Origin of the sequence: Streptomyces cyaneus (assembly GCF_004028635.1) — a bacterium.
GTDB classification, from domain to species: domain Bacteria; phylum Actinomycetota; class Actinomycetes; order Streptomycetales; family Streptomycetaceae; genus Streptomyces; species Streptomyces cyaneus.
Map to the genome: position 1 here is coordinate 382,843 of NZ_RQJW01000006.1, position 13,712 is coordinate 396,554.

Below are 13,712 nucleotides of genomic sequence, written 5' to 3' on the forward strand. Positions count from 1 at the left end.
AGTGGGGTGGTGTCGGGTGGTTGTTCGGTGCTGATTAGGCTCCGGCTCCATGGACGTACTCATCCATCTCTTCGTCGGCCTGCACATCATCGGTATCGCCGCGCTGCTCGGTGGTTTCTTCACCCAGATGAAGGCGATGGGCCAGGGCACCGCCCGGTTCGTCCCCGCGATGCTGCACGGCGCGCTGACCATGCTGGTCACCGGGGTGATCCTCGTCGGTCTCAATCAGGCGGACGATCAGTCCGTCAACAACATCAAGATCGGTGTGAAGCTGGCGCTGCTGATCGTGATCCTCGGACTCGTCTATGTGAAGCGGGACGACGAGACGGTGGACAAGAGTCTGTTCGGGGTGGTCGGGCTGCTGACCATGGCGAACGTCTTCATCGCTGTGTTGTGGACGTGATGTCGGAGTCGGGGGTGGTTCCGGGGGCGGTCTTTGCTCCGGCGTTGGGTTCGGGGCTTGGGCCGGGGCCCGGGCCGGTGTCGTGTCCGGTGTAGGTCCGTAGCGCGGCTGCGGTGACCGTCAGCCATGCCGCCACCGCGATCCACTGCAGTACCTCGCCGGGGGTCTTGAGCCACGGCACGTCTACGGCAGTGGCGACGGAGAGTGTCGCCGCGGCGGTCATCCCCATCGGGAACACGGTTGCCCAGCGGCGTACGTCGTAGTGCAGCCGTGGCCATGCGACCTCGGCGATGAGCAGGGCTGCGTACCAGGCCAGGTCGAGTACCAGCAGGGGGGAAGGCCGGGTGGTGGGCCCTCACGCGCGCGTGCCCGTAACGACGCCGCGCGCGTGCCGGAAATGAGGACACGCGCGCGTGCCGGAAAACAGGACACGCGCGCGTGGGGAAGAGGCGCGCCAGGCGTGGTGTAGGTTCCGAATTCATTTGTCGTTTGGCGGCGACGTGACCTGAGGCTTCGGATGTGCTGTCCAGGCTTCCTGTCAGGGTTTCGTCCGGACTATCTGTCGGTTTCTTCGGCGTATGGTCTCGGTTCCCACGTCGCACAGGGCTCCGCCCACGAGAACGGTCTGCACTTCGACAGTGGTCCGCCAGGAGGCGTTCGGTAGCCTCGGCCCGCACGGAATGCGCACTGAGTCTTTGATCGCGCCGGGCCATACGTCGGCGACGAGGGAGCGGATCGATCACAGGTGAGGTTCAAGATTGGCCTACGGTTTAGGCCTGTTCTCGTTTGGCTACCGCCAGGTGACATGGGGCGCCTGGTTAGTGCTGTGGTAGTCGTCTCTCAATTGGCCGCCGGAGCCTCGGCTTCGGCCTGCCGGGCACGCCGCTGCGCGCGTACGCCAGTGCCAGACTTGTCTGGGGCCGACCAGTCCGGCTCGTCCCCGGGATCCTTCGTCGCTACCTTCGTCACCTTCAGCCCGGCGGCCCGACCCCGGGTGTGCTGACTCGTATCGCACGTCAGCAACCGAACATCACGGCCGGCCAGTCCCTGGATAGCTACTGTCCGGTCGATGATCTCGACATCGGGGCGGTCCAGGCGCACGTGGCCGGGAGGATCGAGGACGATCTCCACGTTGACCCTGCCGCGGGTCTCACCGTCCTGAACGGTGTGCTCCCCCTCATGCAGGACGCCGTGCATACCGCCGTGGAGGACCCCGTCAAGGAGACCGAGGGTGTGGGCGGCACGCCAGCGGGCCCGCTGCTTGCTCGCATCCTTGAGGTCGTCCAGCTCGTCGACCACCACGATCGGGAACAACAGCCGCACGAACTGCCAGCGCGGAACGTCGAGCACCACGTGCATGTCGACGTCGGCCAACTTCACCTCGTTCTGGATGTAGAAACTGGAGTCGGCCACGACGAATACCTCCCGTTGGCTCCACCGGCCGATCCGTGCATCCAACGCGGCCACGGCTGCCTCGAACGCCTCGATCCGCTCGGTGACCTCAAGTTGGACCAGACCGTTCACGAGGCGCTGCTGGGCGGTCCCGGCGAGCGTGCCGCAGCTGCCCAGGAGCGCCCGGTAGCGGTCGGTGAACACGAGCTGGTCGAGGTCCCGATTGCTGATCTGGGAGCGCAGCATCCGCGCGGACTCCGTGGCCCAGTCCAAGTACGTCAGCAGCCCTTCGAAGGCGCTGCCGTACGGCCGCTGCAGGTTCATAGCCGTGGTGTGGACGCTGCTGAGGACCTGCCGGATGTTCTTCCGGTCTGCGCCAGGGCGCGGTGTGATGAGCATGCGGTGATCCTGCCTGCGTGGCCCGCTGGTGCGCCTCGGGTTTCCGATACTGCGGCCTTCCAACAGCACAACCGTAGCCCGGTAGTTACTCAGCGCTACATGCCAGCTGGAGGTGGCTTCAGAGGAGCCGGCCCTGCGGGAGATCTTGAGTCGTCAGCGGAGCTGGACGCACTCGAGTTCTGAGGCAAACATCAACGTGGCGGCCCTGAGAACTTCATTGGCGCGGCGCAAGTCTCGGACTTCGCGCTCCAGCTCGTGTAGCCGATCGCCCCCTGGAGCCTCAACCGAGGGTGTATGACGGCTTGAGTCGGCCTTCTTAACCCAGTGTCGCAAGACTTCAGGGTGCACCTTCATGAGGTCGCCAACAGTACCGACCACGCCAACACGGTCCGGGTCCTGCGCGCGGATGTCGAGCACCATGCGCACGGCACGTTCCATGACTTCGGGCGGATACCTACGCCGAGCGGGCACGTCGCTACCTCCAAGCCGTTGGGTGCGGCCGGACCTGTCACGGACGGACTGGACCTACTGAGCCCTCTCCACACGCCACAGAAAAATTATGCACAGCTGTTCATGGTGGTCAAAGAGGCGCGAGTGATCAAGTCAACTCCGTGTCTCCGTCACTGCCCGATCCTGTGCTCCACGCGTTCGGACTGCATCTTCGGCGCATGCGCGAGGATCGGGGCATGTCCTTGGAGGAGCTGGCAGACCATAGCGGCCTGAGCTTCCGCGGAGTGGTTTATATCGAGCATGGCCAACGCAATCCAAGCTTGACGACCTTGCTCAACCTTGCTCACGGTCTGCATGTCCAACCTTCCCGGCTACTGGCTGTTTTCGACGTCGAGCAGGGGACTCTCTCGGAGACTAGGCCCCCGGTGCAAGACTGACGCGATGAACCGTGACTCGCTGCACGGAAATGCAGCCCCTCGCGGGCAGTTGCCTTCAGACAGCCATTTTTGACTGTTCGAGCGATGGCTGCCGTAAGGATGGCACCGCACCGCTCAACGTTGATCAAGCTTGCTAGCTGCTTCTGAGGCCCCTCTTTGCTCGGGCGCGTGCAGACCTGTAGGTCCGCCTTCGATGTGCCTTGGCTAGATGCGGCTCGGTCGTGGGCTGTCTTCACTCCGGCAGCCACGCCCTACCAAGGGGCGATACTCCGCAGACCACATTGGTTAAGGCCCCGCGGGCGTCTGGGCATCGCGCTGGCGGAGGCCACGTACTGGTACTGCAACGTGCTTATGGGCTGTGGCCTCGTCGTTCGTGGAGGTGCGAGCTTGCTGCTGGTGTCCTCGCCGCCAGGGCGACCAGTGCAGGATCTGTTCGACGGGGGCGAAGTAGCATTGGGTGAGCCGGCTGAAACAGGCGGCGTATCTGGGCGAGGCTCAGAGCTATGAGCGGGGAGAATCCGCGTCTGCTTTCCCTGTGTCGAGGGCGCGGGCCCGCAAAACGGTCAGGGCGGCGTGGGCGGCCATGGCGAGGGTGACGTGGTGGTGCCAGCCGGGGTAGCAGCGGATCTGGTAGTCGTCCAGGCCGCACTCCTGCTTCGCGGTCTGGAAGCATTCCTCGATCGCCCAGCGGCTCCCCGCGGCCCGGACCAGCTCGTCCAGCGTGGTCTCGGCGGGGCAGGCGATGAAGTAGGAGATCTCGTCGGGCCTGCCAATGCTGCGGCGGGCGAGGACCCAGTGGCATCCGAGGTCGCACTCTCGGCCCGATGGGCAAGCGCGGTTGTCATCAAATCGGTTAGATGGAAACCTTTAGTTGCACGATACGTCGCACTTGCGTGCAGGCAACCTGAGAGCGGGGATGTGGTTGCGTTGAGTAGAGCTGGCCAGGCTGGCGAGGTCGGTAGCGTCTTTCGGTGTGAACTGGCTACGCATTTGGCCGTCCATGGACTCCGCGGCCGCCCGGTTTCCGGGCTCTATTTGCCAATTGGAGTGGATCCTGCTCGGCTGGACTTCGAGACCAGCGACCCCACCGACGATATCCGCGTTACCTTTTCCGATGGGCGTCGAGCTTACGTGTCCGCGAAGCGAAAGATCGACAAAGGGCGACCGCTTGAGGACACTGTTACTGGCTGGATAGGGCAGGTTCCTACACTTGGTCCTGATGACCTTCTAGTCATCGCCGGCGAGGAACTGGTTGGCCCTATAAAGAACCTTGACCGAGCCTTGCGACGCCATCGCGCGAACCTGCGCATGGAGAGCAGCGACGAAAAAGCAGCGTTCAAAACTCTTACGGACTTGCTTCCTCCTGCTGCGTATGAGCTAGTACTCGATCGGGCACGTGTCCTACATGTACCCAACTCAACTGCCCCAGCAACCCACCGGGATTTTCTCGCTGCTCTAATGGACTTTATCGTCGCTGACCTACAGGGACAGCGCGCGGTGAGTACTCTAGCTGATTTCTTTCATCGACAGGCAGGAGAGGCGCTCGGGAGTTCCGTCGATGACTGGGTTCTTACGCTAAGAAACGCAAATTTGGCTGTATTTTCTGACCCGGGGGGTCCGACTGCCATGCGAGTGGCCTCCCGCTTGAATGCCGTTGATAACTACCGCACTCGACTCAAGGAGGATGCTGGGCGGATCGACCTCAGCCTGCTTGCCGAAGACCTACCACCTATTGTAGTGGACGATATCATTGGCAGCCTACAGATCGATATTGAAGGCGAGCGCACATCCCAGTATCTCCTTCAGTATCTAAGGCGTTGGCGCCGGATGCTGATCATTGGTCAACCGGGATCAGGTAAATCAGTCGCGTTGCGTGAGATTGCAGCCCACTGTGCCACCCACCCTGAGGCCCCCGCTCCGCTTCCTGTAGCGCTGCCGCGTTTGTTGAAACAGCAGCCAGAACGGCTGACTATCGATGGCATCATTGACAGCGTTACATCAGACACCGTATCGAGTGCGGAACGTACACCGCTTGCCGAATATTTGACTGATGAACTTGCAAACGGACGTGCAATCATCCTATGTGACGGTCTTGATGAATGTGGCGCTCGCGCCCCATGGGTTGCGCAGCAGCTAGCTAAAATTCTGGCTGCATTGCACCCAAATTGTGGATTTGTGTTGGCGACACGGGCGAACGCTCAGATTCCGGCCACTCGTCTTGGGCTGCCGCGAGTGGAACTCACAAGTCCTAAGGATCTCAGCGAAAGCGTAGATAGGATTCTCGTTGCGTGTGCTGATGCGCGCTTTTTCGAGCCGAACCGAACAGCGTGGTTGGCGAGACGGCGTGCCTGGATCAAAGACGCAAAAGAACACCACGAGCATCTCCTCACCGTGCCCTTGCTTGCCATCTTGCTAGCACTTATTTGTGCCAACGCATCGGATGCGGAACTTCCCAAAGGGCGCGCAGCATTGCTGCATCGCGCGGTAGAGCAATCTGTAGCAAGGTGGGAACAGCTTCGGGGAACACTCGACCCTGATCGGCCTTGGTCACCCGCGTTGACAACGTCCATGTTGATTCGCGGGTTCGTAGTACTTGGGCGACTCCTTGACGGTGGGGCAACTCCTACACGTGAGAAAGCGCTTGAATCTCTGAGCGAGATGCTAAGGGATCCCAAACATTGGGACATGTCGCCGGCCGCAGCTACAGAGGTGGCAGAACACGTTCTCCGTTTCTGGGACGAATATGTCGCCGTGTTCGTCGTGAATTCCGCAGAAGAACTCACTACTCGCAGTAAAGTGTTTACTGAGATCGCTACCGCCATGTGGGCGAAGGATTGCACGCCAGAGGAATTGAGGGGTTGGCTATCCGCATCCCTTGAATATACGGACTCGGATGGTGCGATCGCGCTTGCTGCCGGGCTTGATCCCCGAATGACTGAGGTGCTTCTCGAAGTCGGAGCCACTTCGCGACCAGAAGCCACTCTCATGGTGGCCGATCTCGCGGTCCGAGATATCGTGAAACTCTCGGCCAGTGAAATGGATTGGTGTCTACGTGAGCTTGCAGACGGAGTGGTTGCGTCCCTCGAAGGTGCCCCACCCGCCACGCGTGGCCCCAGCAGCCCTCCGGAGCAATTTCCTACCCTCTGGGATGAAACACGTGCTGCAGGCCCTTGGCCTTTCGTGGAAGCTGCTTGCCTGCTTGCGTTGCCGCCAGCACTGAGGAGTCAGCGAGCGAACATTATAAGAAGTGCTGAGCTCGATGACAGTGCCGAAGCAATTGCAACCGCCTTGTGCGAGTTGACAGATGCACGAACGGACGCTGCCCAATTGACTAGCTCGGGTATTGCTGCCATCGCCGAGGTGCTTGCGATCCCCCTTCCGCTGGATTCGGAGATGGTTCAGAAGGGGCGACGTCGGTTTGAGCTAGTTAGCGGCGGCCACCTCAAACCCGGTCTAGATCAGGTCGCTTTGGCCGCAGCTAAATATCTATGCGAACTTGCTGACGACCAAGGTGAGCGACTATTCGAGATTGCGAAGCATGCCCCCGGCAGAATCGCTGAACAAATTTTTGCTGAACTCGCACGTGCGGGATTTGATACAAGTGGGCGCTGGCGGGGCCTAACCGAAAGAATGCGTGAATGGGCGTCTAATATGAGGGACGATAGAGCGGAGCTGCTATCTGATCTAACGTCACTCGGGGGCCCGCACTCAGAGTCCGAAAGCGAAAACCTCTGGTCTCTCGGCGACATGGGAAATCTGCTCACAGCGACCGGCTACTCCAAGAGCGCTGCATCTGAGATTGATCGGGCGTTTATTCATGATACTCCAGTAATTCGCCGCGCATGGCTCGACGCGATAGCAGATGCGTACGACATCAACAAGGCGGAGGTAGCCGCCCAAGCGCGGCATCTACAGCAGAATATCGAGGCGGACTCTCTACTCGATGAATGGCTTGTCGCAGGAACCGCGCCATTGGTTAAGCCAGTGCTGTCTCCTCATTTGGAGAGACGTCTTACTGGAGATCAGCAGTTGACGTTGCTGGCCTGCCTCGAAGCGGATTCCTCATGGATAGCATGGTCTGCAGCGAATGTGCTGGCCAACCTCGATGGAGGAGTGCCGTGGGATAGTCGGGAGATCTTCAGTAAAGATATGTCACGTTGGCCGCGGTCGAGAGCAGGTTTGTTCTACGCAATTGCTATTCTGACTGCCGGTGACCAACGCTTGCCTTTGCTGACCCAGGCCGCCTGCTCGGATTCAGCAGACTATCGATATGCGGCAGGGATGGTGATCTCAGTGGCATCAAATCTTGACCACGACGGTTCGGTCACGAAAGCGCTGCGCCGAGACGCTGATCTATCGGTCCGGCCGAAGGGTGCGCATCAAACCTTGCCTGCGCCGACGCATTGGAGTTGCAACGACTGCAGGGCGGTAAATTCCATCGATGTGGAAGATTGTCCGGGATGTGACGATGGCGTACGCCCCAGACCCTGAACTCAAGCAAGGCGACGGCACTAGGCCCCAGTTGACCGCGCATACTGCCGGTCCGCCCCACTAGCTGTAGATTCCCGCCGCCTGACATCACCCGGCCTCACTGCTTCTTCAGTTCTTGGCGCGGTACTGAGTTTCGAGATGGGCGGCTCGGTGCCCCTCAGCGGTGAGGGTGTAGAAGGTGCGGCGCCTGCCGGGGCCGCGGCCCGGGGTGGCTCTGCTCATCCAGGCAACGTCGTCTTCGAGGCGGCTGGTGAGCCATCCTGCGCGTTCGAGTCGCTTGAGCTGGGGATAGAGCGTTCCTGCTTCGAGCCCGGTGCGTTTGATGACCTCGGCTCCGTAGAACTCCTCCCGTGGCCGGGTCAGCAAGTCCCGCAGGAGGGTCAGCGTTGGTCCGGTGATGCGAACACGCTCGACAGTGATATCGCTAAAGGGGGTGGGTCGGCTGGGGTTGCGGCGGATTCTGAACTTGGCGTGGGCGGCTTCCAGGGTGTGATCGTCGGGTGGAGCCGTGATCTGATCATGCTGAAGCGCGCTGATCATGAGAACCTGTACTCGGGCTTCATCGAGGCTGCGCAACAGTTGTCGGCCCTGCTGGGTGGGTTGCTGAGGTCGGCCGAAGGCTGCTCGCTTGAAGAGCGTTGTGCCGATGTTGTGTTCCAGTCGCTGAAACTGTGTGGCCAGGGCGTTCGGTTCGGCCTTCAAGTACTGGGCGGCGCTGTCGAGAGACGGGAAGCGCATCGAGATCTGGAAACGGTGGAGCCGCAACCAACCATGGAGTGTGCCTTCGACGGCGGCCCGGACGGCCCGCGGGAGTCTGGCGTCGGTCTTAGTCATGATCGTACGGCTGTGCACTCCTGGTGGCCGCAGGGGGATCTTCAGGTGCTTGAGGCGTCGGCGGACTGTCTCGTCATCTGTGCCGAGTTCTTCGGCGATGTCGTGGGTGGAGCGTTTGTGAGTGAGGTACTGCTCGCGCAGCCAGGCCGGGTCGATGGGGAAGGGCTTGCGCGTCCGGCGGACGGTGATGCCGAGGGCGCGGGCATGAGCAACGGCGAGCGGGCGCGGGATGCCCGTTTCCCGTGCAATGTCTCGGAGGGGCTTGCCGTTGTCGACGTACTCGCGCTGGAGGAAGTCCGCCGTGAAGATGGATTTGGCCTGCTGGCGGAGGCGCCAAGAGCCGACGCTCGATCGCCTGCCCCAGGTGCGGGGTTCGCGGGGAACGCGTTCGAGTGCGAACCGGATGTGGGTGAGGGTGGTGTCCAGTTCCCTGGCTGCTTCTCGTGGGGCGCGTTGTTCGGTGATGACGATGCGGCGTACTTCCTCCAGGTCGAGGTCGTCGAGGCGTCGGCCGGGAAGGGCGAGCCCGTCGGCGCATTCTTGCGGTGGTTCCCAGGTCAGCGGTTCGTCGATGTTCAGGTCGTGCAGGATGCCGACCGCGTGATGGTGGAGCGCGTCGCGCTGGGCGAGGGTCAAAGAGGGCGGGAAGGCGAAGTATCTGGAGCGGTCGGACACTGATCGCAGGGCGAGGGGATGGCGGGGATCGGTCAGGTCCGCCCCGGTGAGTAGCTGGTTGAGGTAGCGCTGGGCATTGAGGTAGCGGGGTGCCTGGGAGGTCTTGCTGTTGAGCTGTTCACCGGGCTGGGTGCCTGCGCGGAAGCAGAGTTCCCGCCACTCGTCGGGCGTGATCGGGGTTGCGGGGATGAGGCGTCGGCGGCGCTCGTAGTCGATGGGGCTGCCGTGATCGTCGAGGTAGTGGGCGAGGTTGCAGAGCGCGGTGAGCACGGCGGGATGACTGGACTTGAGTGCGCGCTGCAAGGTGACGGTCATGGCGTTCGGCAGGTGTGGGCCCAGCCGGTCGGTGACGCCTCGTGCCCTCAAGTCCGGCTCGCCGGGCAGGAGCAGAAGTGCCGCGGCGATGCCACGGAACAGGTTCTCCTGCGTTCCCTCCCGGGGCATGAGCCGGACTGTCCAGCTGGGCCAGAGGAGCTGTGGGACATGCCGGATGCGTGCGGTCGCGCTTTGATCGTCAGGTTCCGGGACGCGGGCGCGCGAAGTACAGGAGGAGAACCGGACGCGGTCGAGGGCGCCCATCGTGTGGTCGCCGGCGTGCAGGAAGCGGCGTTGCGTGGGCGGCGAGAGCTGGGACCACTGTGCGGTGGTCATTCCCCGGGGGATCACCTTGTTCGGTGTGTCGTGCCGGGCTCGCAGGAGGCGGACGGCCTGGACGGCGAAGGCGTCATCGGTGTCGAGGAAGGGCAGAGCCGTGTGAGCGATGACGCCGCTGACGGCGGCGCCGAGAGGCTTGACCCGGTCGGCGGGGGTCCGCGTGGCCAGCGGCCGGTGCTGCCAAAGTTGCTGGATCGTTGCGCCCATGGGAGCGACGTCGTGGTCGTCGATCGTGTGCATTAGCCATGACGTGCAGTGGTTGAGATCAGCCAGGACCGTGCGGGCCGTGATCGGTGCTGTGTCGGCGAGCAGGACATCGATGCGACGCTGTGCGGCCAGCACGGGGTGATCGGAAGCCAACGGCATGAGCACGGCGCTGGTCAGGTCGGTGCCGCAGATCGAAGCCAGGCGAGAGCCCACGGTGCAGACCGCTGGCGGGAAGCGGTGAGTGTGCCCGGGCAGCCTCACGCGTGTCCCGTTGCCGCAGCCGGGACAGGTGTCGTGCAGCAGTGCCCCGTGTGTGGTGCAGGCGAACACCCAGGGGAGCCACCACCTCAGCAGCCATCGTCCCTTCCGCTCGGCCAGGCACTGGGGACAGAACCGGCATCGGCGTTGCCGTCGCGGGCCGAAGGGGAAGCCGGGGCCGATCATCGCTCGGTCGAGGCGGCCGGGCGGAAGGCCGGTGCGGGCCTCCAGCGCGCGCAGGGAGGCGGTGGGCAGGTCGGTGACGAGCGGGCGGGTGAGGGAGTGCCGGGGCAGACCCAGGACACGCAGGAACGCCGAGAAGGTCAGGCCATTGCGGCGGCTCAGCGCTTCCAGCCAGCTGTCCATGCCCTCACCAGGCAGGATCGGTATCCGCAGTGGCAGCACACGCGTTTCGGTCACGAGACATCACCGAACACGGTGGTGATCTTCGCGTGGGCCATCGTGGCGGCCAGTTGCTTGCGCGCCTGTTCAGATGCTTCGTCCAGCCGGACCCCGTCCAGCACCTCGCGGGTGACGGCTTCCGTGCCGTTGCGGATCGCGCGGTAACAGCCCCGCATGACCAGAGTGAAGTACGACCCGATGTGCCCGCTGGTGCGTTCGAACAGATAGTCCGCGTTGCGCAGCAGCATCCCGGGCCGGTGCTCGGCAAGGACGAGCTGGCGTTCGGTGGCCTTGATCAGGCTCCGCCAGTGGCGACGGCCCTGCTCAGTGTCGAGTTGGAACGGATCGACACCCAGCCGGGTCCAGCGGCGTGCGGTCTGGGCCAGGGCCACGTTCTTGCCGGTCAGGCCGTCGGCGAAGAACCGCCGCTCGGCCAGGCCAACACCGACGTAGACGAACGTGACCGGTAGTTCGTTGGCGAGCCACTTGAGGTGGTTGGACACCGCCAGGCCGTCGCGGCGGTCCAGGTCGATGAAGTGGATGTCGTCGATGATGCCGAGCTGGGTCTCGCAGGACAGGACGCAGTCCAGGGCGTGACTGGCCAGAGCGGCGGCGTTCGCTCGGTCGGTGGCCGGATGGCCGTAGTACTCGCAGATCATCCGGTTCAGGGTTCGCAGGGTGGTGTTGGAGGTCAGTCCGACGCGGAAGACAGGGATGCGTTCGTGCCCGGCCTCGGTAACCGGGGACAGACGGCGCATCTGCTGGCGGTCGAAGTCGCGGCCGAACAGGTTGGCGATGGTGGTCTTGCCCAGGCCCGGCAAGGCGTCGATCACGGCGGCGGAACGGATGCGGTCGCCGTCCTGACGGTTGCTGGCCACGATCTGTTCGAGTTCGTCGTGAATGGCTGCGAGCTGCGGGGTCTGCACGATGCCGAAATTCGCGTGCCAGTCGTGGCGGGCGTCGTTGTAGTCCTCGGCTGCCGCCTCGCCCAGCGCGGTCAGCCGGGCCCGTGTCAGTGTCTCAGGCCGTTGCCGGGGCGAGGCGTCGGCGAAGCACCGCCAGCCCTCCTTGCGGGAGAGGCTGAACAGATTGGGCTGCCTCACTCGATCACCTCGAAGGCGTCGGCGTAGAAGTCGTCGCCTTCGGGGACGTCGAACAGCTCGGCCTCGTCGTCGCCTTCCCCGGGCGGCAGCTCCGGCACCAGCCGCAGCTCCGGAGACGTAAGAGGGCCGGACTGTTCCGGCAGCACCGGCAGAGACAGAGCCCCGCGTTCCGCCGACAGCCTCACCGCAATGCGGCGCTCGCGCCGATCGGTGACCATGCCCTGATCCCAACGGGTCAGAAGATCCGCAAGCGCCTGCGAGGAGTCGACGTGTCGGCCCTTCCGGGCGGCGAGCCTTCGGGCATGGGCGGCGGCCTCACCGCTGAACGCCATGTGCAGTGCGGGTGCGTGTTCCCAGTTCAGAGAGTGCCAGGAGTCGTCGGCCGGGTCCTGGAAGTAGACGAACCGTACGTCGTCAGGGTTGACGTGAATGGGCCACTGCCGTCCGAAACCGGGATAAGGGCTGGGTGCGTTGCGGTAGCCGTCCAGAACGGGACCGTTGTAACGCAGCCCGTCGACCTCGACCCCGTAGTGCTGGATAGTGCGCGGCTTGACCGCGAGGAACTGAAAGGCCAGCTCCGGTGACGCCGGCATGCGCAGCCGTCCGGCCCGGGCCAGACCGATGCGCAGCATCTCCAGCGGAGACAACGACAGCTTCGGCCATTGCGGAATGACCAGTCCGTCATGCTCACGGCGGTGATAGACCTCCGAGACCCACTCACGGATGATCTCCTCCACCTCGTGGATGAAGAAGAACGCGGCATCCTCGACCGCCTCGCCGCGGCTGTGGACGTCAGGTCCCTTGTAGGCGGGCAGGTGCTGGATGAGTCCCTCCCGCAGAGTGCGGAAGAAGCGTTCGACGGTCGGCTTGTCCGTGGGTTTCTTCGGCTGGGCTGGCTGAATGGACATCCCCAGGCGGGTGCAGACCCCGATGACATGCGCCGACATGAACGCTCGACCGTGATCGATGACCAGTGTCTCCGGGGGACACAATCCGCCGCCCGGCACGAGACCTTCCTCGGTGAACACCACCTCATCCCACAGGCCGTGGTAAGGAGCCACTGCGGGCCGGGCCGAGTGCTCCAGCGGAGGGCAGATCGCCTCGAAGAGCACACCGGCGACATCGAGCGCCTTCGTGGAACAGGCGGTCACCCGCAGGCCGACAATGCAGCGTGAGAAAAGGTCCTGAGCGACGGTGAGCTGGAGCGGAACCCACCGGCAGGTCACCGGTTCCATGGCGTAGATGTCCAGGTCCTGGGTGTCGAGCACGACGTACTCACCCGGCCTGGCAGCCCGCAGCCGCCCGTAGGCGCCCCGTGGCCTGTCCGCGATCGAGCGGCGTGCCTTGGCGCTGCCGGAGACCGCGTTCGTGCCCTTGGTCAACATGGCAAGCCGCGCGTAGGCCGTGCTCCGCGACGGAACAGCGACGACGCCCTTGCCGTACTGGCTGATCAGCCGTTCCTCGACCCGCGACAACAGGGCTGACCGAGTAGGTGTCGAGCTGGTCACCGACTCCGCCACCACGCGGCGGACCGCCTCTTCCCACCGGGGATCGATGCTTGACCCCCTCCCGGCGCGGGCGTCCACGAGTCCCGCATCACCGCTTTCCCGGTAGGCGGTCACCCAACGCTGCAACGTTCGAGGCGAAACACCCAGCTCAGCGGCCTTGGCCGCGGTCCGCTCCTTGAGCGGGAGATCGGGATCGTATTCGGGCCTGGGCTCGACCGGCAGAGCATCGGCTGCGTGCCCGGACCGGTAGCCGCTGAGCACTTCACGGACGTGCCCGGCCCGTTCCCGCAGCCGCTGACGCTGGTCAGCCGACAAGGACGCAAGCAGCAGGCCCACCCCGTCCGCGGCAGTCGGCGCAGGCTCATCCATCGACCGGGCGCTGGCCGCCAGCTGCCCGAGCGGAACAGAGCCGTACTCGCCCGTCCGCTCGTTACGGACCGTCGTCCGGAGCCCGTCGACGTCCACGACCTCGACGACGTCACCGCCGAAGAAAAGACGC

At 63.8% G+C, this 13,712-nt stretch carries 8 protein-coding genes and 2 pseudogenes; 3 read left to right on the forward strand and 7 right to left on the reverse strand.

The genetic code is table 11. From position 1 onward, the window contains the following. The first annotated feature begins 49 nt into the window (after positions 1–49). Positions 50–403, forward strand: coding sequence for a hypothetical protein (locus EHO50_RS23935; protein WP_128433214.1), 354 nt, complete (start codon positions 50–52; stop codon positions 401–403). Here EHO50_RS23935 and EHO50_RS23940 read toward each other — a convergent pair. The 3 genes and pseudogenes from EHO50_RS23940 to EHO50_RS23950 all read right to left on the reverse strand — a co-directional run. Then, positions 381–734, reverse strand: a pseudogene (locus EHO50_RS23940) (SLAC1 family transporter); the annotation flags it as partial. The gene EHO50_RS23935 and the pseudogene EHO50_RS23940 sit on opposite strands and share 23 nt — an antisense overlap. Positions 735–1,243: 509 nt before the next feature. After that, a complete protein-coding gene (locus EHO50_RS23945; RefSeq protein WP_128433215.1) occupies positions 1,244–2,194 on the reverse strand; it encodes a PIN domain-containing protein in 951 nt (316 codons plus the stop codon). A gap of 153 nt (positions 2,195–2,347) precedes the next feature. Then, positions 2,348–2,665 carry a transposase gene (locus EHO50_RS23950; protein WP_281288239.1) on the reverse strand — a complete coding sequence of 106 codons (318 nt, stop codon included), beginning with the start codon at positions 2,663–2,665 and terminating at the stop codon, positions 2,348–2,350. 164 nt (positions 2,666–2,829) lie between these two features. On the opposite strand from EHO50_RS23950, the gene EHO50_RS23955 reads away from it, so the two are divergent. Further along, positions 2,830–3,081 carry a helix-turn-helix domain-containing protein gene (locus EHO50_RS23955; RefSeq protein ID WP_281288246.1) on the forward strand — a complete coding sequence of 84 codons (252 nt, stop codon included), beginning with the start codon at positions 2,830–2,832 and terminating at the stop codon, positions 3,079–3,081. A 501-nt stretch (positions 3,082–3,582) separates the two neighbouring features. Here EHO50_RS23955 and EHO50_RS23960 read toward each other — a convergent pair. Then, positions 3,583–3,879, reverse strand: a pseudogene (locus EHO50_RS23960) (IS701 family transposase); the annotation flags it as partial. 333 nt (positions 3,880–4,212) lie between these two features. Between EHO50_RS23960 and EHO50_RS23965 the strand changes: the two are divergent. Continuing rightward, positions 4,213–7,572 (forward strand): NACHT domain-containing protein, encoded by a 3,360-nt coding sequence (locus EHO50_RS23965; protein ID WP_246101367.1) that lies wholly within the window; start codon positions 4,213–4,215, stop codon positions 7,570–7,572. 108 nt (positions 7,573–7,680) lie between these two features. Here the strand turns inward: EHO50_RS23965 and EHO50_RS23970 are convergent, their stop codons facing one another. From EHO50_RS23970 to EHO50_RS23980, 3 genes are read right to left on the reverse strand one after another with little or no spacing between them, the layout of a single operon-like run. Then, positions 7,681–10,620 carry a TniQ family protein gene (locus EHO50_RS23970; protein ID WP_128433219.1) on the reverse strand — a complete coding sequence of 980 codons (2,940 nt, stop codon included), beginning with the start codon at positions 10,618–10,620 and terminating at the stop codon, positions 7,681–7,683. Further along, the gene (locus tag EHO50_RS23975; protein ID WP_128433220.1) at positions 10,617–11,705 is read right to left on the reverse strand and encodes a TniB family NTP-binding protein; all 1,089 of its coding nucleotides are present in this window, start codon (positions 11,703–11,705) and stop codon (positions 10,617–10,619) included. The genes EHO50_RS23970 and EHO50_RS23975 overlap by 4 nt, the downstream gene beginning before the upstream one ends. Further along, positions 11,702–13,678, reverse strand: coding sequence for a helix-turn-helix domain-containing protein (locus tag EHO50_RS23980; RefSeq protein WP_164904924.1), 1,977 nt, complete (start codon positions 13,676–13,678; stop codon positions 11,702–11,704). The genes EHO50_RS23975 and EHO50_RS23980 overlap by 4 nt, the downstream gene beginning before the upstream one ends. Positions 13,679–13,712: the final 34 nt, after the last annotated feature.

Bases quoted from the DNA above. Each gene is read 5' to 3' on its own strand.
- EHO50_RS23945 (WP_128433215.1), bottom strand. From the start codon at position 2,194: ATGCTCATCACACCGCGCCCTGGCGCAGACCGGAAGAACATCCGGCAG.
- EHO50_RS23935 (WP_128433214.1), top strand. From the start codon at position 50: ATGGACGTACTCATCCATCTCTTCGTCGGCCTGCACATCATCGGTATC.